This is a genomic window from Sedimentisphaera cyanobacteriorum, assembly GCF_001997385.1.
GTDB classification, from domain to species: Bacteria; Planctomycetota; Phycisphaerae; order Sedimentisphaerales; family Sedimentisphaeraceae; genus Sedimentisphaera; species Sedimentisphaera cyanobacteriorum.
Map to the genome: position 1 here is coordinate 2,631,684 of NZ_CP019633.1, position 21,516 is coordinate 2,653,199.

Below are 21,516 nucleotides of genomic sequence, written 5' to 3' on the forward strand. Positions count from 1 at the left end.
TATATGAAGAAATTTGAAGATTACCAAAAGATATACAGCAAAGATCTCTGCGAAAGGGTTGTCCCGTTCTGGTTGAAGCATTCACCTGACTGGGCTGATGGCGGAACATTTTCATGTCTGGATAAAGACGGCGCTGTTTACGATGGAAAAAAGTATATGTGGCTTGTTGGACGCTCTGTATGGATGTTTTGCAGGCTGTACAACAGCCTTGATAAAAATCCGGAATATCTCAAAGCAGCAGAGCTTGGTTTAAGATTTATTGAAAAGAATGCTGTTGACCCGCAAGGCAGATACTACTTTTCACTTACCAAAGAAGGTAAGCCATGGTTTTACCAGAGAAAGGTGTACAGCGCAGTATTCATTATGCTGGCTTACCTTGAGTATTATAATCTTAAAGGCGATTCTCGGTATTATGAAAAAGCTGTGGAGCTGTTTGAGAAGATAAAACTATGGGTTGCCGATCCATCGCTTCTTGGCAGACCAAATATGCCAGGGCGGCCTCCGACAAGCAGCTTAGCTGATGTTATGGTTCTTGCAAGTATGGCAATAGAGCTTGCGTATATTGAACCGAAACAGGAATACATTGACGTAATGAAGAAGTCTTTATGTGATATCAAGGCTCATTTCGTTTCTGATAAAAATATACTCATTGAAACAGCTGCTCTGGGCGGTGAAGATATTTCAGAACACCCTGAAGGCAGACTATTTAATCCCGGCCATTCTATTGAGGCTGCATGGTTTTTGCTTCATCTGCTGAAATTTATCCCTGATGAGGCTATGGAAAAGATGGCTTATGATGTTATTAAAGGTTCGCTGGATTATGGCTGGGACAAGAAGTATGGCGGGATATACTATTTTATGGATTTGCAAAACAAACCAACACTTCAGCTTGAATCAAGTATGAAGTTGTGGTGGCCGCATACTGAAGCGATATACGCTCTTGGCCTTGCATACAGAAACACAGGTGAGCAAATATGGCTTGACTGGTTAAGTAAAGTGCATGAATATGCATACAGCCACTTTATAGACTATGATTATGGCGGCTGGTTCGGCTACTGTGATAGGCGAGGAAGCTTAACCCACACCTGCAAAGGCGGAAATTACAAAGGCTTTTTCCATGTCCCGCGTGCATTGCTTTTTACCTCTCAGTTATAAAAGGACTGATAATGTTTCGATGTTTTTCAATACTGATTTTTTGTGCGGTGCTTTCGGCTGCTGAAGATGTTAAATGGATTGATGTTTCTAATGATACCGCAGTTTCTGTTGATGGGCTGGGCTGGTTTGAGGAAAATGACGGTGAGTTTATCAGGCTTCCGATTGCACGAAAAGACGATATAACCAAGCTTGCCTGGAGAATGAGTCTTTGCCCAGCTGCAGCTCGGGTACGTTTCAAAACAGATTCGCCGACGCTTTCAGTTTGTATTGATCACGGAATGACAGAAGAAGGCAGGCTTGAGATGTGGCATATGAGCTCTGTTGCGGTTAGTGGTATTGATTTGTATGTTGGAGAGCCCGATAATATGTCCTTCTTGTTTACATCGAACCCTAAGCAGGCAAAAGGTGATTATGTACATAAATATTTCAGCGGTATGGAGAAGAAACTCAGAGAATTTACTCTCTATTTACCTTCTTACGCAGAGCTTAAAAGTTTAAAGATTGGTATATCGAATGATGCAGCCCTGCTTGCCCCAATTCCATATAAAAGAAAGGCACCTGTTGTGATCTACGGCACATCAATTACTCAGGGAGCTTGTGCAAGCCGAGGATCCAATGGTTACGCCGCTCAACTGCAGAGAAGGCTCAACACTGATGTGATTAATCTTGGTTTCTCCGGCAGCGGGTGCGGCGAACCCGTAATGGCTGAGCTTATGACAGAGATTGATGCATCTTTGTATATTGTAGATTCTGTTGCGAATATGGAAGCACAAGTGATGCAAGAGAGATATGAGAATTTTGTAAGAATACTTCGTAAAAATAAGCCTGATACCCCTGTGATTCTTATGACTAAAATACATTTCGCTTATGAGGCGCTTCCAGCGAATATATATGAGAGCAGGTCGTATTATGATAAACAGCACAAAGCCCTATTCAGAACCTATGACAAGTTAAAGCAGGAGGGTGATGATAATATTTATCTCTTTGATTCAGGAGCCTTGATACAGGCAGGCGGCGATCATCCAACTGCTGATGGTATCCATCTTACAGATGTTGGATTTGAAATTATTGCAGACGCCTTGGTTCCGTTTGCTGAAGAAATATTGGAGTAATCTAAGCATTATTTCCTGTTCAGCACTTTTTGACTGCGTATTTTACGTAAGAGCAATTTTTTTGCCTTTGTTCCAAAAATAATGTTTGATGGAGTTGCATTTTTACTTCTTCGGATAATTAAGCTGTGAGGCAGGCTGGTTTTGCCTGCAGTAAAGCAAAGAGCAAATTAAAAAGTCAAAGCAGTTTGCCGGTATGATAAGCGCAGTTTTTGCATATTTAAACAGGGATTGAAGATGAGTAAAAGATATTTTTGCCCAGCAGCGGTCATTTTTTCGATGATTATGATTTTGCCAGCATTTGCCGGCGTTAGTGAAATCAGCCTTAACAGCAGCAAAACTGTATGGAAGGTGAGGCCTGCTGATAAGGTAGATGATTATTTAGAGTTGTTCGCAGATGACTTTTCAGATTCAGGTTGGGTAAAGGCAGTTGTTCCCGGCACGGTTTTCGGGTCTTATGCTGAACAGGGATTAGAGAAGAATCCTAATTTCGGAGATAATATTCATAATGTTGACAGGAAAAAGTACAACAAAGACCGAAGCAGGCAAGAAGAAAACACGCTTTGTGATGTGCAATTCATAAAGCTTAAGCAGTACGCTTCTAAGACTTCTGCTGCCGACTGTCAGGGCGGCGGCGTAGAAAGCAAAGGTTATGGAGATAAAAAAATATCCGGCAATCCGATTTTTGAAGGCTGGTATGCAGACCCGGAGGTTATCATATACGATGATAAATACTGGATTTACCCTACATACTCCGCTCCGTACGAAAAGCAAACCTTTTTCGACTGCTTCTCTTCGCCGGATCTTGTGAACTGGACAAAGCACGAGCGTATCATTGATTCTGAAGAGGTGAGCTGGGCGAATCGTGCGATGTGGGCTCCCGGAGTTATTGAGAAAGACGGGAAGTATTATTTCTTCTTCGCGGCTAATGATGTTCACGAAGGTGAAGTGGGCGGTATTGGAGTGGGCGTAGCAGACAGCCCTGAAGGCCCATACAAAGATTTAATAGGCAAACCGCTGATTAACGAAATCGTAAACGGGGCTCAGCCCATAGACCAGTACGTTTTTGAGCAAGACGGTTCTTACTATATGTACTACGGAGGCTGGGGACACTGCAATATTGTTAAACTTCACGAAAGCTTTACAAGGCTTGTTCCCTTTGAAGACGGCGATATGTATAAGGAGGTTACGCCGGAGGGATATGTCGAAGGGCCTTGTATGTTCAAAAAGAACGGCAAGTACTACTTTATGTGGTCTGAAGGCGGCTGGGGAGGACCTGATTATTCTGTGGCCTATGCAATTTCAGACAGCATCTTCGGCCCTTTCGAAAGGCTTGATAAAATCCTTGAACAGGATGCCTCAGTAGCTTCTGGTGCAGGCCATCATTCCGTTGCCAACGTCCCGGGCAGTGAGCAGTGGTATATCGTCTATCACAGACGCCCCCTTGGCGAAACCGACGCTAATCACAGAGTAACCTGTATTGACAGGATGGAATTTGACGAAAACGGACGCATCAAGCCTGTAGAAATAACGTTTGAAGGAGTTGAGCCAAATCCAATAGATTGATTGTTATGTTTTGAATGTTGCCATTAAAGACCGTTTGCAACATATATTGCAGTTGGTATTAAAGATGCGCTTTCAGCCATCTGCCGGAAGCACCGAAGGGCTTCAAGCGGGGAATTCTTCTTTGGGCCGCTGTGCTCATTAGAGTTGAAATCATCGAAGCCAAGTGTAATGCGGATGAAAATAGGCTTTACTTTGCGTGAGTTCTTTGTACTCTTTGCGCAAATCATTCACGAACCAATTCTACCCCGAAAAGGATATTAGATGGAAATTCAGCATATAAGGAATGTTGCGATAATAGCGCACGTTGACCACGGCAAGACAACGCTCGTAGATCAGCTGCTTTACCAGAGCGGTATGTTCAGAAGTGCAGAGCTCGATAAGCTAGCCGGCGGGCAGCACAATCTGGTTATGGATTCTGATCCGCTCGAGCGTGAGCGGGGGATCACTATCCTCAGCAAGAACTGCGCTGTTAATTACACCACGCCCGATGGCGAGGAATACAAAATCAACATAGTTGATACTCCCGGCCACGCCGATTTCGGCGGAGAGGTTGAGCGGGTGATGAAAATGGCCGATGGCGTGATTCTAATCGTCGATTCGTTCGAGGGGCCGATGCCCCAAACGCGGTTCGTTCTCGGAAAGGCCCTCGAGAACGGGCTCAATCCTATCGTTGTTATAAACAAGGCAGACCGCCCGGATGCTAGATGCGATGATGTGGCAGATGAGGTGTTTGAGCTGCTTATCCAGCTGGGCGCAGATGATGAAACGCTCGACTTCCCTATAGTTTATGCCTCAGCGAAGGAGGGCTGGGCGAGAACCGATCTGGACAGCGGGAATGACAATATGAAGCCTGTTTTCGATGCGATTATTGAAAACGTGCCTGCCCCGGCCTGCGACGAGAAAACCCCTTTGCAAATGCTCGTTACTACGCTGGATTATTCCGAATACGTGGGCAAGATTGCAGTGGGCAGGGTGTTTGCCGGCAGGATCGAGAAGGCTCAGAAGGTTACAGTGATTGATAAACAGGGCAAACACACACTGCAGAAGATTGTTGATCTGTATGAATTTGAAGGCTTGGGCAAACGGCCTGTTGACTGGATTGAATGCGGGGATATCTGCGCCGTTGCAGGACTCGAACCTGTGGATATAGGCAATACCATTGCCTGTCCGGATAAGCCCTCGCCGCTTCCGATTATATCTGTTGACGAGCCTACCATGACAATGACCTTCCGCGTTAATGACGGGCCTCTTGCAGGCAGAGACGGGAAATATGTAACAGGACGTCAGATATGGGCGAGGCTTCAGAAAGAGCTTCAGACAAACGTTGCTCTCAGGGCGGAGCCCGGGGCAACAGGCGAGCAGTTCAAGGTTTCCGGCAGGGGGCTTATGCATCTCGGGATTCTGCTCGAGAATATGCGTCGAGAGGGATACGAGGTATGTGTGGGCAAGCCTGAGGTGATATTCAAAGAGTTCGACGGCGTTCGGCAGGAGCCTCTTGAAATCCTAAGCATAGACTGCCCGATGGAGTGCCAGAGCTCTGTGATGAGCCTGCTTGGAGACCGCCGGGCAGAAATGCAGGACCTTACCGCAAAATCAGGAACAGATAATTTCGTTCATATTGAGTTTCTCATTCCCAGCCGAGGCCTTTTCGGCCTGCATGCCAGACTGCTCAACGCCACGCAGGGCAGGGCTGTGGTTCACCACCGCTTCGAGAGATACGGCCCGATGAGAGGTTCGATTCCCCAGCGTCAGGCGGGCGTGATGATTGCTACAGACCCAGGGCAGGTTACGCCGTATTCGCTGGACAATCTGTTCGACAGAGGCTTTTTCTTCGTTTCTCCGGGAGATACCGTTTACGAAGGACAGGTAGTAGGGGAGCACTGCAAGGATAAGGATATACCTGTTAATCCGGTGAGGCAGAAAGCCCTAACCAACGTCCGGGCTGCGGGCAAGGATGATTCTGCAAAGGTTAAGCCTGCAAGGAAAATGAGCCTCGAGGCTACGCTTGAATATATACAGGATGATGAGCTTGTTGAAATTACGCCGAATTTTGTGAGAATGAGGAAAGTTTATCTCAAAGAAGCAGACAGAAGAAGAGCAGACAGAAAGAAGCAGACAGAAAAATGATTTCGCCCGAGACATACAAAGGAAAGTTTATAGTGCTCGACGGCCCGGACGGCAGCGGAAAAAGCACTCAGGCGCAAATGCTCAGAGAGGCCCTAAGCAGTGCAGGCATTCAAACGGCTGCTTTCAGAGACCCGGGCGATACTGTAATTGCTGAGAAGATTCGGGATATTCTTCTCAGCCCTGAGCATTCGGCGATGTCTGATAATACCGAAGTTCTTCTGTATATGGCTGCAAGAGCCCAGCTCTGGAAAGAGAAAATTTACCCTGCCATTGATGCGGGAAAATGCGTTGTGATGGACCGCTGGCTCTCGAGCACCTGTGCATATCAGGGCAAGGCGGGAGGTTTTGGAATTGAGAACGTTATAAAAATCGCCCAGCTCAGCCTGCCGAGGGTATGGCCGGATAAAACTTTCATAATTGAGGTTGACCCGCAGGAAGGGCTCAATAGAATTACCCGCAGCTTCGACAGAATGGAGCAGAAAGGTATTGGTTATCATCGGCTGGTTTATGAAGGATTCTTGGAGCTGGCCGCTTTTTCCAAACACCTCGAGGACTTTGACGTATCGGTTGTTTCAGGATATGGGACTATTGAACAAGTACACAGAAATGTTTTGGAAGAACTGGGATTAACAGATGGTAGAAACAGCTAAGAAGAAATTTCACGGCGAAGAAAGATACAATTGCGCTCAGGCAGTTCTTTCTGCCTTTAGCGATAAATACGCAGTTTCAGACGACTGCATAAAAAACTTTAGAGCCTCAGGCGGGGGAAGAGCCGAAGGCGGAACTTGCGGTGCTCTGTTTGCAGCTCTAAAGCTGATTGAAAACAAACCCGAACAGGCTGAAAAGCTCTGCAAAAGATTTGAGCAAAAAGCAGGGCATACAAAATGCAGAGAGCTCAAAAAGCTCGGTTTCCCGTGCAGGGAATGTGTGGGGCTGGCGGCAGAGCTGCTCGCAGAACTTGAGCAAAAGTGTGCTTAGATTTGCTCAGCTGAAAGAATTTATAATTCTGTTTATTTGCTGATCCGAATAAGAATTTGCATTAATCTTTGCAATTTTGCTCATAATATTCACTCTTTTAGCCTCTCAGAAGCGATATTCTGTTGACACAGCGCTCTGTGCTTATATACTCCATAAAAAAGAGTTTTGTGTTGCCTCCGGCGATACATGAAACTAATTCGTCTTAATTCAGGAGAAATCTTATGGCTGAGAAAAGGGTTTATTTCTTTGGCAAAGGCAAAGCCGAAGGAAAGGCTGAAATGAAACATCTGCTTGGCGGCAAAGGTGCCAACCTTGCAGAAATGACAAATCTTGGAGTGCCGGTCCCCCCGGGCTTCACAATAGCCACTTCGGTTTGTCAAGAGTATGAAAGCAACAAAGGCAAATGGCCTGCCGGCTTGAACAAGGAAGTCGATGAGAACATCGCCAAGCTTGAGAAGGCGATGGGGCAGAAATTTGGCGACAACAAGAACCCCCTGCTTGTAAGTGTTAGAAGCGGGGCAGCTGTTTCCATGCCCGGTATGATGGATACTGTTCTCAACCTCGGCTTGAACGACAAAGCCGTTGAAGGACTTATCGAGAAAACCGGCAACCCCAAATTCGTTTACGACATCTATCGCAGATTCATCGATATGTTTGCTGATGTTGTAATGGGCTGCTCTCACAGCAATTTCGAAAAAGCAATCCATGCCGCTAAAGAAAAGGCCGGAGTTGAAAACGATAATCAGCTCTCTGCCGAGCAGCTTCAGGATGTAGTAGAGAAATACAAAGCTATTTATAAAAAGCACGTTGGCTCGGCCTTCCCGCAGGACCCGAAGAAGCAGCTGGTAAATGCAGTGAATGCTGTATTCGGTTCTTGGGAGAGTGAAAGAGCAATCAAGTACCGCAAGCTCAACAAGATTGAATCCCTCCTCGGAACTGCGGTAAACGTTCAGGCTATGGCCTTCGGCAATATGGGCGAGGGTTCAGGTACGGGCGTTTGCTTTACCAGAAACCCCAGCACCGGAAAGAAAGAGTTTTACGGCGAGTATCTCATTAATGCTCAGGGCGAAGATGTTGTGGCGGGTATCAGAACTCCCCAGCCGCTTAAGAGCCTCAGTAAAGCAATGCCGAACCTCTATAAAGAGCTTACAACCTTAATGACCAAGCTCGAGAAACACTACAAGGATATGCAGGATATTGAGTTTACCATTCAGGAAGGTGAGCTTTTTGTTCTTCAAACCAGAAACGGCAAGAGAACAGCTGCAGCTGCTATCAAAATTGCAGTTGATATGCTCAAAGAACGCTTGATAAACAACCGCGAAGCGGTTCACAGAGTAACAGCGAATCAGCTCGATACGCTTCTTCACCCCAGCTTCGACTCAAACGCCAAGAGGGATGTTGTGGCAAAAGGTCTGCCGGCATCTCCGGGCGCGGCTGTTGGGCAGGTTGTCTTCGATGCTGAAGCAGCTGAGAAATGGGAAGCACAGGGCAAAAAGACAGTGCTTGTGCGTACGGAAACAAGCCCTGAAGATATCGGCGGAATGGCAGCCGCAGAGGGCATCCTCACCGTCCGCGGCGGTATGACATCACACGCTGCTGTTGTGGCAAGAGGTATGGGCAAGTGCTGCGTTGCAGGCTGCAGTGATATCTCAATAAACGAAAAGAGCAAGAAGTTCAGCGTTGCCGGCAAAACATTCAAAGAAGGCGATTGGGTCAGTCTTGACGGGTCTAGCGGTCAGCTTATGGCTGGTGCCGTGCCAACTGTAGAGCCGAAGATGAGCGGCGATTTCAAGAAGTTTATGTCTATCTGCGATAAGGTTCGCAAGATTAAAGTTCGCACAAACGCAGATACCCCGGAAGATGCTGAAAAGGCAATAGGATTCGGTGCTGAAGGTATAGGTCTCTGCCGTACTGAGCATATGTTCTTCGAAGGCAAAAGAGTTTGGTATGTTCGTCAGGCTATTCTCGAGGCAGACAACTATGCCGAGATGAAAAAAGAGCTGGCAGAAGCCGACACAAAAACCGACCAGCAGAAGATTAAGTCTAAGTATTCTGAGACCAAGAAGAATTTCGAAAGCGCTCTCAGAAGGCTTGCTTCATATCAGAAGAAGGATTTCGAAGGTATATTCAAGGCGATGGCAGGAAAACCGGTTACGGTTAGACTGCTCGACCCGCCTCTGCACGAATTCCTGCCTCACGATAAGGCAACTCAGTCTGAGATGGCCAAACGCTTGGGCGTTTCGCTGAAGAAGGTAAAAGAGCAGGTTGAAAAGCTCAACGAATTCAATCCGATGCTCGGACACCGCGGCTGCAGGCTCGCTGTTACATACCCTGAATTCTACAGGATGCAGGCTAAGGCTATCATCGAGGCCGCTATTGCAGCAAGCACGCCTAAGAAGAAGGTTGTTCCGGAGATTATGATTCCGCTTGTAGGCCATGTGGAAGAGCTCAAGATCGTCAAGGAAGAGATCGTTGACGAGATCAAGCAGGTTCTCAAAAGCAATAACACAAGGCTTACCTACAAGATTGGAACTATGATCGAAGTTCCAAGAGCTGCTCTCACTGCTGATGAGATTGCAGCCGAGGCAGACTTCTTCAGCTTCGGTACAAACGACCTCACCCAGATGGCTCTGGGCTTCAGCCGTGATGATGTTGCCAAGTTTACTGCCAAGTATATTGAATACGGCATATACAAGGACGACCCGTTCCAGGTGCTCGACCAGACCGGTGTGGGCAAATTGATTGAAACTGGCGTCAAACTTGGACGTGAGCAGAAGAAAACCCTCAAGGTTGGTATCTGCGGCGAACACGGCGGCGAACCCAACACTATCGATTTCTGCGCTGATCAGGGAATGAACTACGTTTCATGCTCTCCATACCGTGTGCCTATTGCAAGGCTCTCGGCCGCTCAGGCAGCGTCTAAGTAGTTTTCGATTACAGAACATTTACAGCAGAGCTCAGGTTTCTGGGCTCTGCTTTTCTATGCGCTGCACGAAGAGCCAGAATTATCATCACCCTCCCGCTCGTTACCCGCCGGAGGCGAGCAGAAACAAGCGGATAGAATTTCTATTTCGGCAAAAGCTATTATTCAAACAGCAGAGACAAACATATAAGTTCACCTCTGCTGTTAAGGGTTCGATGGTCGGGGTTATTGGATTAATGGCCGGATGGTTCACCCAGAATGGCTTTCAGAACGGAGAGCTTTTCATTTAGAACATCTTCGCTTTTTGCTTCCATATTGAGCCTGAGGAATGGCTCTGTATTACTCGGCCTAACGTTCACCCACCAGCCTTTGAACTGAATTGTTATGCCGTCCAGATCGTCTATCTTCCCGTCAGCGAATTTATGCTTGAGCTCTTTAATCATCGCCTCTTTGTCTTCCACTTCGAAATTCAGCTCGCCGGAGGCGTAGTATCTTCTCAGAGGGGCGATCAATTCTGATACCGTTTTCTCAGTTCTGCTGAGGATATTGAGCATATGAACGAATGTAATCATACCCGAATCGGTGTTGAAGCTGTCGCGGTAGTAGAAGTGTCCCGAGAGCTCACCGCCGAATACCGCATGGCTGTCTCTGAGCGTCTTTTTCATAAATGAATGGCCAACACGCTCGCGTCTGGGCGTTCCGCCGGACTTGATAATTTCTTCCTGTACTACCCAGCTGCTGCGGAGGTCGTAAACTACTGTCCTGCTGCCGTTTTCCTGTTCGAGGAAATAGGGGACCATTAGTGCGGTGAGTATATCGCAGCCTATGCTTCTGCCGGTCTCGTCTATCATCAGCAGACGGTCTGCGTCGCCGTCGAAACATACGCCCACATCCGCTTTTTCAGCTTTGATAAGCTCCTTGAGCTCTGCGAGATTCTCTTCTACAAGCGGATTTGGTTCGTGTTTGAATGTGCCGTCCGTGGTTTCGTTCAGGATTTTAAGCTCTATCGGCAAATCCCCGAAGATCAGCGGCACCATCTTCCCTGCCATACCGTTGGAGGCATCCACTGCCACCTTCAGCGGCTTGATCTTGCTGTCGAGGAATTTGAGTATGTGTTTTTTGTATTCTTCTGTAAGGTCAACCTCGGTAACTGTTCCCGTAGGATTGCCTTTTGTATGCAGAAGCGAAGTGGCTATGTGTTTGATGTCTGCAAGGCCGGTAGCCTGTCCTACTGGTTTTGCCTCAAGCCCGCTGATTTTGAATCCGTTGTAGGCAGCGGGGTTGTGGCTCGCTGTTACCTGAACACCTCCGCAAGTCCCGAAGTGGTTGATAGCGAAGTACATCTGCGGCGTGTCGATAACGCCGATATCAATAACGTTAGTGCCTGCGCATCTCATTCCTTCTATCAGGGCTTTCGAGAGCGAGGGGCTGTGCTTGCGCATATCCCTGCCCACACAAACCGCCTGAGCGTTTTCCTGCCCGCGGTCGTAGCCGCGAAGGTGCGAACGGAGGAACTGAGCAGAAGCATAGCCTATTTTCCAAGCCGCTTCTTCATCGAACTGCTCTTTGTAAATTCCGCGAATATCGTATGCCTTGAATATCTTTTCGTCTATCATAGAGAATTCTCCCGTTTCAGTTTGAAATCGATTTTGGCGTATTGTAATTTTTACTCTGCTGATTTCCAGCGAAATAATACTCAAAATATGGCAGGGACTTGAATTTGCCCGATTTTTTTAACTAATGAGGAGGCCAGATAAAATACTTCAAATCTGCATTTGAATGAACCAGATAAACCAGAAGTTCGCCCATATAACTATAACTGCCCTATAAAACTGGTGATTTGACTAATATTTATCGTCTGATACTCTTTTTTGTTTTTAGTTTTTTTTGCATAAAATTGTCTCAGCCGCTATTATAATATAAAATGAAGTTACTTATGATTTAAAAAAGAGCGTGATTATGATTAAAGAGTTTTTTTTAGCCTTCTTGCTGTTTTTTTTGGCTTTTTCGCCGAATTCTTTAGCCGGCAACAATTCAAAGAAAGGTGTAGGATTGACAAATTCCTCCGGTGAATATACAAAAAAACATTATATGCTTGGGGTCGACTGGACATGCAATTGGGATATTGCGAAAAATCCCGAACTGCCCCCTTCAATAGATTATACGCCTCAACGCTGGGGAAGGTGGTGGCCAGGGTTTGCCAATCTAGATGGTATGGGGGCTACTCACATTCTTGGCCATAACGAACCGGATGGTGAAAATCAGGCAGATATGACGGTTCAACAGTCTATAAACGACTACATAAACAATATTTTCCCCAATGCACAGCAATATGACCTTTTAGTAGGAACGCCTGCTGCGACAAACTACAATAATTCTTGGATGCAGGATTTCTATTCTCAAGCTGCCGCACAAGGATTAACCTTTGATTTTACATGTATTCACTGGTACAAAGGTCCCAATGCTGACAGCCTAATGAATGCAATAAACTACAGCTATTCTAATTACGGTCATAAAAAGGTTTGGATTACAGAATTCAATGTTGCAGACTGGTCTTATCCGAATAATTATTCGCAGGAAGAATCTTGTACTTTTATGTGCGAGGCTTTGTGGCGAATGGGACATTCCGATAAAATAGAAAGATATGCAATATTCCCGTGGAACGGTTCATCCTCAGCCTCAGAGGCTTCCCCTATAATGGTAGATGGCAAATTAAGCCCTTTAGGTAAAATTTATGCAAATTTTACTGATGCAGACCTTGAAGGACCTTGTCCTGAAGTTTGGTACAATTTCCATAATAAAGCCTTTCATAACAGAATCTCGGTAGAGTCAAATCAGGTAAACACCGCAGGTATCTATGATGATTCAGCATCCGTTGACTGGAAGTTTGTTAAGACAGATGTTGACGACCAGTTCTATATTGTAAGCAGAGAGGAAAATCTTAAGCTTCAGGATAGGGATGGCGATATAAAGCTTGTTCCATTAAACTATTATGGGGATAAAGTTAGGTGGAAAATTGTGGATATGGATAGAGGCTGGAAGCTCTTGAAAAACGTTAATTCGGGCAGCAACCTGAGATATACCCCTGACCAAGGAATGCATATGAGCAGCTATACCGGTTCTTATCTGCACTGGTTCCCGCTTCGTTCTGGTGAACCGATTGAGGAAGTTAGCTTTGAGGCCGAGAATCCCAGCTCCAAAGATTCTAATACAAATTTTGATTTTGTTTCAGATTCAAATGCGTCCGGCGGGGCATATATGGCTTATAACGGTTCATCAAAGCTCGCCAAGGAAGACCTTACATCGCCCGATGCAGAGCTTTGCTTTGCGTTTAATATAGATACCAAGGCTGATGTGGTTTTCAAGGTTGATGCAGATATGCCGGCCGGTGAAAGCGATTCGTTTTTTTACAGAATAGACAGTGGGCCTTGGGTTTCGCAGTACGGAAGAACAACCTCCGGTTTTGAGGCGTTTGATATTATTAAATTTCCCGGCCTTGAAATTGGAGACCATAAGCTTTTTATAGCTCCCAAAGAGCCCGGGGCAAAGATTGACAGGATTATATTAGGTACAACTCAGGGGAGAATCTGGAAAGGTACTAAAGCCCAAAGAACTGTTGTTTTTGAAGTTGAAAAAGGGGCAGTTCAAAGTTCATTTGATGTTTTTGAGGTTTACAATGATGCGCAGGCTTCAAATGGCAGCTATATTATGAAACAGGGAACAGGTTCTTACAGCCCTGTCCCGTCACAGCAAACTTCCGCTAAGTTTGTTTTCAGCTTTAACCTCAGCAATGCCTCTGATGTATCCCTTGAAGCGAGGGTGAATTTCCCTGGAGACTCCGATGATTCTTTCTATTACAATATAGATGGCGGGCCATGGCTTGACCAAAATAACAACAATTATCACGAATGGATGAATTTGAAAGTTCATACGTTTGCCGATTTATCTGCTGGAACTCACGAACTTGGTTTTTATCCCCGAGAAGATGGGGCAGCTATAGACAGGATTATGCTCACTGCATCAGAAGGAGAAATCAGTTCTGTTATGCCAGGGCGTGGGTTAGGTAAAAACGGCTTTATTGGGTTTTCTGATTATGCAACTTTCAGCTCTAATTGGTTCGACAGCGGGTGTGCAGTTTTTGATTGGTGCAGCGGGTGCGATTTTGATATGAATGGCGATGTGCAGTTTTCAGACTTATCCGTTTTTGCTGATTTATGGCTTGAACCTGTTCCGGTTCACAAGCTGACCTTTGATGCCGGCTTTTACGACAGCGGAAGAAATGATGCTGACATTTTCTCGTTTGGTCAGGTTTCTCAACATTCAGAAGCCAAAGTATGCAGGTCTTTATATTTCTATGGTAACGGCATTGTGAAACTGAATAACTCCAAAGGAATTCTTGGCACGACACCAAGGACGTGTGCTATGTGGATCAAGCCTTTTGGGAGGGATATGCAGATTTTGTCTTGGGGCTCTAAGGCACAGGGTGAAAAGTGGGTTGTCAGGGTTAATGATTCGGGCAATCTGACAATTGGTGCTGGCGGCGGATATAAATACGGAACTTACAATTTGGTTGACGGCAAGTGGCACCATATTGCAATTGTTCTTCCCAAGCTCGAAAACCCGCAGGTCAGCGATGTTGTGTTTTATGTTGATGGTCAGAGAGACCAAGAGTCGAGAATATCTGAGGTTTCGATTAACACTTCTGATGGTATAGATGTAACAATTGGGGGGTATCCTGAGTCTCCGTTTTTTTATGAAGGTTTGATTGATGAACTTAGAATATACGATACTGCTCTTTCTGAGGATTTGATTCAAGCGTTAGCTGAAGATAACTGAGTTTTATTGAAAAGCGTAACCGCAAATTTAATTTCTTATATCATTCAATATGATATTTTATCCAGTTGTTCGTTATAAAGGGCAGCTGGATATTCTATCTTTTTGGTCATTTCGTATTTGTTATAAATCTTCGCCCTTTTAGTGTTTACTGTACAGGTTTAATAAGTTTTTGTAAAATACTGCTATATATATTAGCCTACTTTGGAGATTTTTTGCTATGACCAACAAAAATAACCGCTCGGGAGTGTTCGAGGCTTCTGTTGCCGGCAGCGAGCATTTTGGTGAAAAGATATGCAGGCTCAAATTTGTCCTCAGCGGTGAGGGCGCAGATGCATTCAAGCTTGCCTCGCCCGGGGAGTTTGCTCAGTTTCAGGTTGAGGGGCTGGCTCTGCCTTCCAATCTGCCTGAAGGGCTTGAGGACAGGGCATTCCGCCAGCCGATACTCAGAAGGCCTTTCAGTTTTCTGGATATCTATCCGTACGGTGAGGATATGATTGTAGAAATAATGTGCGATATTATCGGCACAGGCACCGCTCGTCTCAGCGGGCTCCGAGCCGGCGATAAGGTGAGCATTCTCGGCCCGCTTGGCAGGGGCTTTGCAAAGCCTGAAAAGGGCAAAAAGGTTATCGGCATAGCGGGCGGGATAGGCATACCGCCTGTGGAGCATTTTTTGCGTCAGTTGTGCAGGGATAATCCCAAGCAGGAATGCTTTGCCTTTGCAGGGGCGAGGTCAAGGGCAGATATGCCCATAGCAAGCGTGCAGCAGGGCAAAAATCCTGAAAACCAAGAATACAGTTTCTGCAAGCATTTTGCCGCTGCCACTGATGACGGGTCTTTCGGCGATAAAGGGCTTGTAACCGAGGTTTTCGAGAGCTGGTTTGCCGGTGCAGGGCTTTCCCCGGCCGATTGCGAGATTGCAGCCTGCGGACCTGAGCCTATGCTTCGGGCAATAGCTCAAACGGCACATAAGCTCGGGATCAGGGCTCAGGTGAGTCTTGAGAAGATGATGGCCTGCGGGATCGGAGTATGCCAGAGCTGCATTGTGCCGGTTAAATCACAGCTTGGCAGAGAGCAGAACAAGCTTTGCTGCAAAGACGGGCCTGTCTTTGACAGCCGCGAGGTGTTTGCAGAATAAACAACTTAGAAATGGGTGATATATGTCGATAGTGAATGAAAAAATTGAATTTGCAGGGCTGAATCTGAAAAATCCGGTGTTTACCGCTTCAGGAACCTGCGGATATATAGACGAGCTTGATGATTATCTCGATGTCAATCAGCTTGGCGGCTGGATAACAAAAAGCATTACGCTCAAGCCCCGCTTGGGGAATCCCGCTCCGCGTGTTGTAGAAACTAACGGCGGAATGCTCAATGCGATAGGGCTTGCCAATATCGGGCTGGAGGAATTTATTGCCGAGAAGCTCCCGATTATAAGGCAGAAGAATACTGCTGTTTTTGTTAATCTCGCCGGCCAGAAAATTGATGAGTATGTGGAGGTGGCATCAAGGCTTTCCGGGCAAGATGGCATATCGGGATTTGAGCTCAATATAAGCTGCCCGAATGTAAAACAGGGCGGTATATCCTTCGGCACAGACCCAGCCCAGATAAAAAAGATTACAAGTGAGGTTAAACCGGCCTGCGGAGGCAAGCCGCTTATGGTAAAGCTAACCCCGTCTGTAACTGATATCAGCAAAACAGCAGAGGCTGCCGTGCTTGGCGGGGCGGATGCCTTGAGCCTTGTAAACACGTTCACGGCAATGGTTATTGATGTTCACACCAGAACCCCCGTTCTGGCAAATCGTACCGGCGGGCTTTCCGGACCGGCGATAAAGCCTATGGCTGTTTATCTTGTAAGCAGGGTTTATCAGGATGTGGCTAAGGATGCGGGCATTCCGATTATGGGGCTCGGGGGGATAAGAAACGGTTTGGATGCCGCTGAATTTATGATTGCCGGCGCATCGACGGTGTGCATAGGAACAGCAACTTTCGCAAGACCTGACGCTGCTGTTAAAGTTTCAGATGGATTAAGGCGGTTTTGCGAATCTGAGGGAATAAAAAAAATAAGCGAGCTTACCGGCTCACTTAATTGATATCTGATAACGAGATTTCGCTTCGTTAGATTTTTAAATTTCTTTAAAAAGAGCGAGCGGCGCCAGGAGGGAAGCGCCGCTCTGTGTGTTGTAAGTTATTGGTTGGAGTTGTTGTTAGTGTACTGTCTGGTTGCGTTGGTTGTAGCGTTTATTGGATATTAAATAGTTGTTGTTATTACCATTTCTACTGTTTAATTTTTATTTTGTTCGAGCAAAGTTAAGATTTTTTAATCTTTTTCACATTTGCTTCCGCATTTACCTTTACTCTCTTCGCCGCAGGATTGTTCGACTTTTTCGCATTTCTGCTTATTTTTATTGCATCCGTTTTCTGAACAGCTGCATTCGCCGCAGGATAGTGAAGCCTCTTGCGAGACTGAGCTTGCCGGCATTGTTTCTGAGCCTGCAAGTACGGGCAACGTGAGAGCTGATGCAGCCAGTAAGGCCGCTACTGCCATCGCTGTAAAGTATTTAGTTTTCATAATTGAGCCCTTTCAGTAATAGTTAATTTCTTTTTCCAAAGAATTTTACTTTCGCCTTTAAGGCTTGTTCGCAGAAAAGAGCTTAATTTCTTAAAAAAATGAAAACTGTTTAATATTTAATTAATAAAGAGCTAATAAACGGAGAGAGGGCAAACTTATTAATTGCTGATTTCTCCCACTAAGAAGAATTATATTTGACTGTTATGAAAATACAACAAAAAAATTAAAAATTTCAAAATTTTTTCACTCCACGGCCTTAAAAGTAACTTAGATTTTAATTTGAAGCGCAACGCTTCGCTAATTTAATCAGCCCGCGTGGCGGGCTGGAGTTTATCGCTTTTAGCTGCCTGGATAGATAAAGAATAAGGGCGGCGGTTAAGCCGCCTCTATCCAGTATAGATTGTTGCGGTGCTCGGGTAGCTCTCCAGCATTGCCCTATCCCCTGCAACAAGATAATCTATTATAGCGATGGCGATTGCTTTTAAAAAGTAAAAAAAGAGCACCCATTACGGTTGTTTTCGATAGAATGTTTTTTTGACGAAAAATACTCTATTTAAGGAACCGCAATGGGCTATAGACATCTTAACATTAATGAGCGAGAAAGCATTCTAAAAATGCGATCTGAAGGAAAAAATTTACTGGAAATCGCCATATATCTCGGCAGGAGCAAGGGCACTATCAGCCGTGAGTTGAATCGAAACATGTCCTCAACCCATGATTATAAGCCCCACCTGGCCCAGCGATATTACAGCAAACGCAGGGCCGCATCCAAGCAGCCATATCGGCTTGAACAGAATGGCCGTCTTCGTCGTCGAGTATGCAGTAAACTCGAGCAATATCACTCGCCTGAACAGATAGCAGGCCGTCTTGAAATCGACTATCCAGATAATGCCCAAATGCGTGTAAGCCCTTTGACCATATATAGTTGGGTTAAACGAGACAAGGTTGACGGCGGTGTTTTTTACAAGTTTTTGCGTCAAGGCCGTCGCAAACGACGAAAGAAGCACGGCAGTAATGACAAGCGTGGCCGGATACCGAACAAACGTTCGATCAGTGAGCGTCCGGAGGTTGTTGACAAGCGTAATCGCTTCGGCGATTGGGAGGGTGACAGCGTCAGCGGTAAAGGACACGGTTCATTTATTGCGACACTTGTCGAGCGTGCAAGCCGCTATCTGCTCTCTGGCAGGATGAAAGATAAGAGTGCCCAGAGCATGAATGAAACCACCCGAAGGTTGTTCAGGAAGATACCAAAGTCCAAGCGTCAAACGATGACAGTTGACAATGGCAAGGAGTTTGCCCAGTTTAAAGAGATGGAAAAAACAGTCGGCCTATGCTGCTACTTTGCTGATCCATACAGTTCTTATCAGCGTGGAACTAATGAAAACACAAACGGCCTGCTTCGTCAGTTCTTCCCTAAGGGAACTGATTTTAAGAAAGTTAGTGATAAGGAACTTGACAAAGTTGTCGCCTTAATCAATAATCGACCAAGGAAATGTTTAAAATATCGGACACCAAATGAAGTGCTCTGGAGCGATGAAAAAAGTTGCGCTTCAGATTAAAATTTTGATAATCAAACAATATTTCAGTTTTCCGAATTGTTTATTCTTTCAGGCAGATGTCCTGCAAGCAGCATCCCAGCAGGACGAAGGGTTTCAAACTGCATTAGTATGATCCTTATTATTGCAGTAATCGGTGCTGCCAGGAACATCCCGGGAACCCCCCATAGCAGACCCCAGAATGTAAGGCTGAAAAGCACGGTAACAGGGTGCAGATTCAGGCCTTTTCCGAGTATTCGGGGCTCTATCACGTTTCCAATCGTAAATTCCACTACCGCAGGAGAAGCAATTACCGCAGCAGCCATCCAAGGGTTGCTGAATTGAGCCAAAACCACAGGCACAGGCAGTATGCTCGCAATAATTGAACCCAAAGAAGGAATATAATTGAGCAGGAATGCCAGTGTGCCGAAAACAACTGCAAGCTTCAGATTAAATGCGCTGAGTATTGCCCATACAAGAATTCCGGTAAGAATAGACATTATCGTCTTTATTATGAGGTATTTTCGCACCTGATGATCGATTTCTGCGTAGATGCCCTTCTGGATAACGTACGGATTACGCCCTATCAGCAGGAACATTACAAATATCGATACGAGTGTGAATTTGGAAAGAAAGCTCATAATAGTCCCGAAAGTCCCTGAAACGATCCTCGGGATATAGCTTCGTATCTGGGATGTGAGCTGGGCACGGTCGAGCTCGATGCCGAAAAGATCGCTCTTCCAGAGATATTTTTCAATAAAGCCAACGTATGTATCGGTATAGCTGTTGGCAGTTCTCAGAAGGATGCTTATGGTATTCACAAGCAGCACGCAGATAACCGCAAGAATTATGATAACTAAGAGCATCGAAGTGGCTATGGCGATTTTACGGGATACGTTGAGTTTGATCACCTGATAGTCCAGTATCGGAGAGACAAGCTGCACTATAAACACCGCAAAAGTGAACGGTATCATAATGGAGCTGGAATATTGAAGCACAAATCCTATCGCTACTGAAGCAAGTATCAGAAGCGAGGCAGTAACTAAATAACTCTGCTCTTTGTTTAGTTCCTCCATAGGAATATCCTTATAGCTATTTGGGGCTGAAAGTCAACCTTGGGCAAATTGGAATTTTATATTTTCGCTGTTTTAATTCTGAATGACACTGCAGTTTCATATTTTGTAAGTCCCTGCCGTCGATTATCTTATGCCGCAGAAAATTCTTGTTTTTTCTGTCAAACTTAAACGGTTATTTCTGCTGGAATTGTTTTTATGCATATAGACTGTATAATTAAGGTTTGGTAAACAAATCGAATTTTTGACAATAACTTTATTTTAAGGTCATTTAATGTCGCTTCCTAAGATAGCAATAGTCGGAAGGCCGAATGTGGGCAAAAGCTCTCTTTTGAATTCTCTTGCAGGTTCTATGATAAGCATCGTAGAGGCCACCCCGGGAGTAACAAGAGACAGAATAAGCATTCTCCTTGAATACGAAGACATATACTTTGAGCTTGTTGATACCGGCGGATACGGGATATTCGATAATCGCGAGCTAAGCAGTGATATAAATTCCCAGATTGACCGCGCTGTGAAAGAGGCGGATCTTGTGGTGTTTCTCGTTGATATCAGAGAAGGGCTCACGCCTCTCGACGAGCAGATAGCAAGGCTGCTCAGGAAAAACGGTTCGAATGTGCTTCTTGCAGCAAACAAAGCCGATGATGCGGGTATGTTCTCAAGGGCTGTGGAGTTTATGAGTCTCGGTTTCGGCGAGGCTGTTTGCGTATCTGCTGCTAACAATCTCAATAAATCGTTCCTGCTTGAGAAGATCACTGAGAAGGTTGGTGATATTTCCTCCGAGAAGCCCAAGGATGCTTTTATGAAGATTGCCGTTGTCGGCAAGAGGAATGCGGGCAAATCGAGCTTTGTTAATGCGGTTCTAGGGGAGGAGCGGATGATTGTAAGTGAGGTTGAAGGGACAACCCGAGATGCAGTTGACGTTCGCTTCATCAAGGACGGCTATCCAGTAACGCTCATAGATACAGCTGGAGTGCGAAAGAAGGGGAAAATGTCCGACAGCATCGAATACTACAGCTACACCCGTGCGGAGAAATCTATCAGGCGGGCGGATGTAGTGCTGTTTATGATTGATGCGGTATTGCCGTCCTCGCAGGTGGATAAGAAGCTTGCAAGGATGATAACAGATTATTTGAAGCCCTGCATTTTCGTAATAAACAAATGGGACAAGGTTCTTGAAGAGGGCTACGACGCCGAGCCGGAAGACTTTTCCGATTACCTCACTGAAACCTTCCCGGGCCTCAGGCACGCCCCGATTGCCTTTACAACTGCTACCGAAGGCAGAAATATCTCCAGCACCCTCGATCTCGCTAAAGAGCTCTACAAGCAGAGCACTATGTGTCTGCCTACCAGCAAGTTGAATGAGGCTATGGAAGTTATCAGGGCACAAAGAACCGGCAAAAGCGATAAGGGCGTTTTTCCTAAGATATACTATGCAACGCAGGTGTCAGTGCAGCCTGTTTCTCTGCTGATTTTCGTAAACCGCCCGGACCTTTTCGACGAAAACTACAAGAGATTTATGCTTAACCGCCTCAGAGACCTCCTGCCGGTGAGCGAGGTGCCGATAAAGCTGATGTTCAGACAGCACCATTCTGATAGAAGACAGCCGGGGAAGGAAAGTAGAGTTCAAGGCAGGAAAAGGTGATTT

Annotated in this window: 16 protein-coding genes; 12 read left to right on the top strand and 4 right to left on the bottom strand. The window is 45.7% G+C overall.

Annotated features, from left to right (window positions below):
* Positions 1-3: 3 nt before the first annotated feature.
* The 3 genes from L21SP3_RS10555 (at position 4) to L21SP3_RS10565 (ending at position 3,830) form a co-directional block, all read left to right on the top strand.
* Positions 4-1,155, top strand: coding sequence for an AGE family epimerase/isomerase (locus tag L21SP3_RS10555; RefSeq protein WP_077541326.1), 1,152 nt, complete (start codon positions 4-6; stop codon positions 1,153-1,155).
* Between the two features lie 11 nt (positions 1,156-1,166).
* Entirely contained in the window at positions 1,167-2,267 is a 1,101-nt protein-coding gene (locus L21SP3_RS10560; RefSeq protein ID WP_077541328.1) for an SGNH/GDSL hydrolase family protein, read from the top strand.
* Between the two features lie 576 nt (positions 2,268-2,843).
* Positions 2,844-3,830 carry a glycoside hydrolase family 43 protein gene (locus tag L21SP3_RS10565; protein ID WP_169835725.1) on the top strand — a complete coding sequence of 329 codons (987 nt, stop codon included), beginning with the start codon at positions 2,844-2,846 and terminating at the stop codon, positions 3,828-3,830.
* A 23-nt stretch (positions 3,831-3,853) separates the two neighbouring features.
* Here the strand turns inward: L21SP3_RS10565 and L21SP3_RS10570 are convergent, their stop codons facing one another.
* Positions 3,854-4,057: a hypothetical protein gene (locus L21SP3_RS10570; RefSeq protein ID WP_077541330.1), complete on the bottom strand. Its 204-nt coding sequence runs from the start codon at positions 4,055-4,057 to the stop codon at positions 3,854-3,856.
* A 34-nt stretch (positions 4,058-4,091) separates the two neighbouring features.
* Between L21SP3_RS10570 and typA the strand changes: the two genes are divergently transcribed.
* The 4 genes from typA to ppdK all read left to right on the top strand — a co-directional run bounded on the left by typA (position 4,092) and on the right by ppdK (position 9,862).
* Entirely contained in the window at positions 4,092-5,957 is a 1,866-nt protein-coding gene (gene typA / locus L21SP3_RS10575) for a translational GTPase TypA (protein WP_077541332.1), read from the top strand.
* Entirely contained in the window at positions 5,954-6,607 is a 654-nt protein-coding gene (gene tmk, locus L21SP3_RS10580) for a dTMP kinase (RefSeq protein WP_077541334.1), read from the top strand. Before typA ends, tmk begins: the two co-directional genes overlap by 4 nt.
* Positions 6,591-6,935 (top strand): C-GCAxxG-C-C family (seleno)protein, encoded by a 345-nt coding sequence (locus L21SP3_RS10585; RefSeq protein WP_077541336.1) that lies wholly within the window; start codon positions 6,591-6,593, stop codon positions 6,933-6,935. Before tmk ends, L21SP3_RS10585 begins: the two co-directional genes overlap by 17 nt.
* A 221-nt stretch (positions 6,936-7,156) precedes the next feature.
* Positions 7,157-9,862 (top strand): pyruvate, phosphate dikinase, encoded by a 2,706-nt coding sequence (gene ppdK / locus L21SP3_RS10590; RefSeq protein WP_077541338.1) that lies wholly within the window; start codon positions 7,157-7,159, stop codon positions 9,860-9,862.
* Positions 9,863-10,091: 229 nt separating this feature from the next.
* Here the strand turns inward: ppdK and L21SP3_RS10595 are convergent, their stop codons facing one another.
* Positions 10,092-11,474, bottom strand: coding sequence for a phosphomannomutase/phosphoglucomutase (locus L21SP3_RS10595; protein ID WP_077541340.1), 1,383 nt, complete (start codon positions 11,472-11,474; stop codon positions 10,092-10,094).
* A 436-nt stretch (positions 11,475-11,910) separates the two neighbouring features.
* Between L21SP3_RS10595 and L21SP3_RS10600 the strand changes: the two genes are divergently transcribed.
* From L21SP3_RS10600 to L21SP3_RS10610, 3 genes are all read left to right on the top strand, one after another.
* A complete protein-coding gene (locus L21SP3_RS10600; protein ID WP_161488185.1) occupies positions 11,911-14,694 on the top strand; it encodes a glycosyl hydrolase in 2,784 nt (927 codons plus the stop codon).
* Positions 14,695-14,911: 217 nt separating this feature from the next.
* Positions 14,912-15,829: an iron-sulfur cluster-binding protein gene (locus L21SP3_RS10605; RefSeq protein ID WP_077541343.1), complete on the top strand. Its 918-nt coding sequence runs from the start codon at positions 14,912-14,914 to the stop codon at positions 15,827-15,829.
* A 22-nt stretch (positions 15,830-15,851) separates the two neighbouring features.
* The gene (locus L21SP3_RS10610; RefSeq protein WP_077541345.1) at positions 15,852-16,781 is read left to right on the top strand and encodes a dihydroorotate dehydrogenase; all 930 of its coding nucleotides are present in this window, start codon (positions 15,852-15,854) and stop codon (positions 16,779-16,781) included.
* A 227-nt stretch (positions 16,782-17,008) separates the two neighbouring features.
* Here L21SP3_RS10610 and L21SP3_RS10615 read toward each other — a convergent pair whose 3' ends face one another.
* The gene (locus L21SP3_RS10615) at positions 17,009-17,260 is read right to left on the bottom strand and encodes a hypothetical protein (RefSeq protein WP_077541347.1); all 252 of its coding nucleotides are present in this window, start codon (positions 17,258-17,260) and stop codon (positions 17,009-17,011) included.
* 566 nt (positions 17,261-17,826) lie between these two features.
* Between L21SP3_RS10615 and L21SP3_RS10620 the strand changes: the two genes are divergently transcribed.
* On the top strand, positions 17,827-18,819 hold the full coding sequence (locus L21SP3_RS10620; protein WP_077538477.1) for an IS30 family transposase: 993 nt from the start codon (positions 17,827-17,829) through the stop codon (positions 18,817-18,819).
* 23 nt (positions 18,820-18,842) lie between these two features.
* Here the strand turns inward: L21SP3_RS10620 and L21SP3_RS10625 are convergent, their stop codons facing one another.
* A complete protein-coding gene (locus L21SP3_RS10625; protein WP_077541349.1) occupies positions 18,843-19,871 on the bottom strand; it encodes an AI-2E family transporter in 1,029 nt (342 codons plus the stop codon).
* 271 nt (positions 19,872-20,142) lie between these two features.
* On the opposite strand from L21SP3_RS10625, the gene der reads away from it, so the two are divergent.
* On the top strand, positions 20,143-21,513 hold the full coding sequence (gene der, locus L21SP3_RS10630; protein WP_077541351.1) for a ribosome biogenesis GTPase Der: 1,371 nt from the start codon (positions 20,143-20,145) through the stop codon (positions 21,511-21,513).
* Positions 21,514-21,516 lie beyond the last annotated feature (3 nt).

Coding starts and splice junctions, on each gene's coding strand:
- L21SP3_RS10595 (WP_077541340.1), bottom strand. CDS start 11,474: ATGATAGACGAAAAGATATTCAAGGCATACGATATTCGCGGAATTTAC.
- L21SP3_RS10555 (WP_077541326.1), top strand. CDS start 4: ATGAAGAAATTTGAAGATTACCAAAAGATATACAGCAAAGATCTCTGC.
- typA (WP_077541332.1), top strand. CDS start 4,092: ATGGAAATTCAGCATATAAGGAATGTTGCGATAATAGCGCACGTTGAC.
- ppdK (WP_077541338.1), top strand. CDS start 7,157: ATGGCTGAGAAAAGGGTTTATTTCTTTGGCAAAGGCAAAGCCGAAGGA.
- tmk (WP_077541334.1), top strand. CDS start 5,954: ATGATTTCGCCCGAGACATACAAAGGAAAGTTTATAGTGCTCGACGGC.
- L21SP3_RS10620 (WP_077538477.1), top strand. CDS start 17,827: ATGGGCTATAGACATCTTAACATTAATGAGCGAGAAAGCATTCTAAAA.
- L21SP3_RS10610 (WP_077541345.1), top strand. CDS start 15,852: ATGTCGATAGTGAATGAAAAAATTGAATTTGCAGGGCTGAATCTGAAA.
- L21SP3_RS10570 (WP_077541330.1), bottom strand. CDS start 4,057: ATGATTTGCGCAAAGAGTACAAAGAACTCACGCAAAGTAAAGCCTATT.
- L21SP3_RS10615 (WP_077541347.1), bottom strand. CDS start 17,260: ATGAAAACTAAATACTTTACAGCGATGGCAGTAGCGGCCTTACTGGCT.
- L21SP3_RS10560 (WP_077541328.1), top strand. CDS start 1,167: ATGTTTCGATGTTTTTCAATACTGATTTTTTGTGCGGTGCTTTCGGCT.
- L21SP3_RS10625 (WP_077541349.1), bottom strand. CDS start 19,871: ATGGAGGAACTAAACAAAGAGCAGAGTTATTTAGTTACTGCCTCGCTT.
- L21SP3_RS10605 (WP_077541343.1), top strand. CDS start 14,912: ATGACCAACAAAAATAACCGCTCGGGAGTGTTCGAGGCTTCTGTTGCC.
- der (WP_077541351.1), top strand. CDS start 20,143: ATGTCGCTTCCTAAGATAGCAATAGTCGGAAGGCCGAATGTGGGCAAA.
- L21SP3_RS10585 (WP_077541336.1), top strand. CDS start 6,591: ATGGTAGAAACAGCTAAGAAGAAATTTCACGGCGAAGAAAGATACAAT.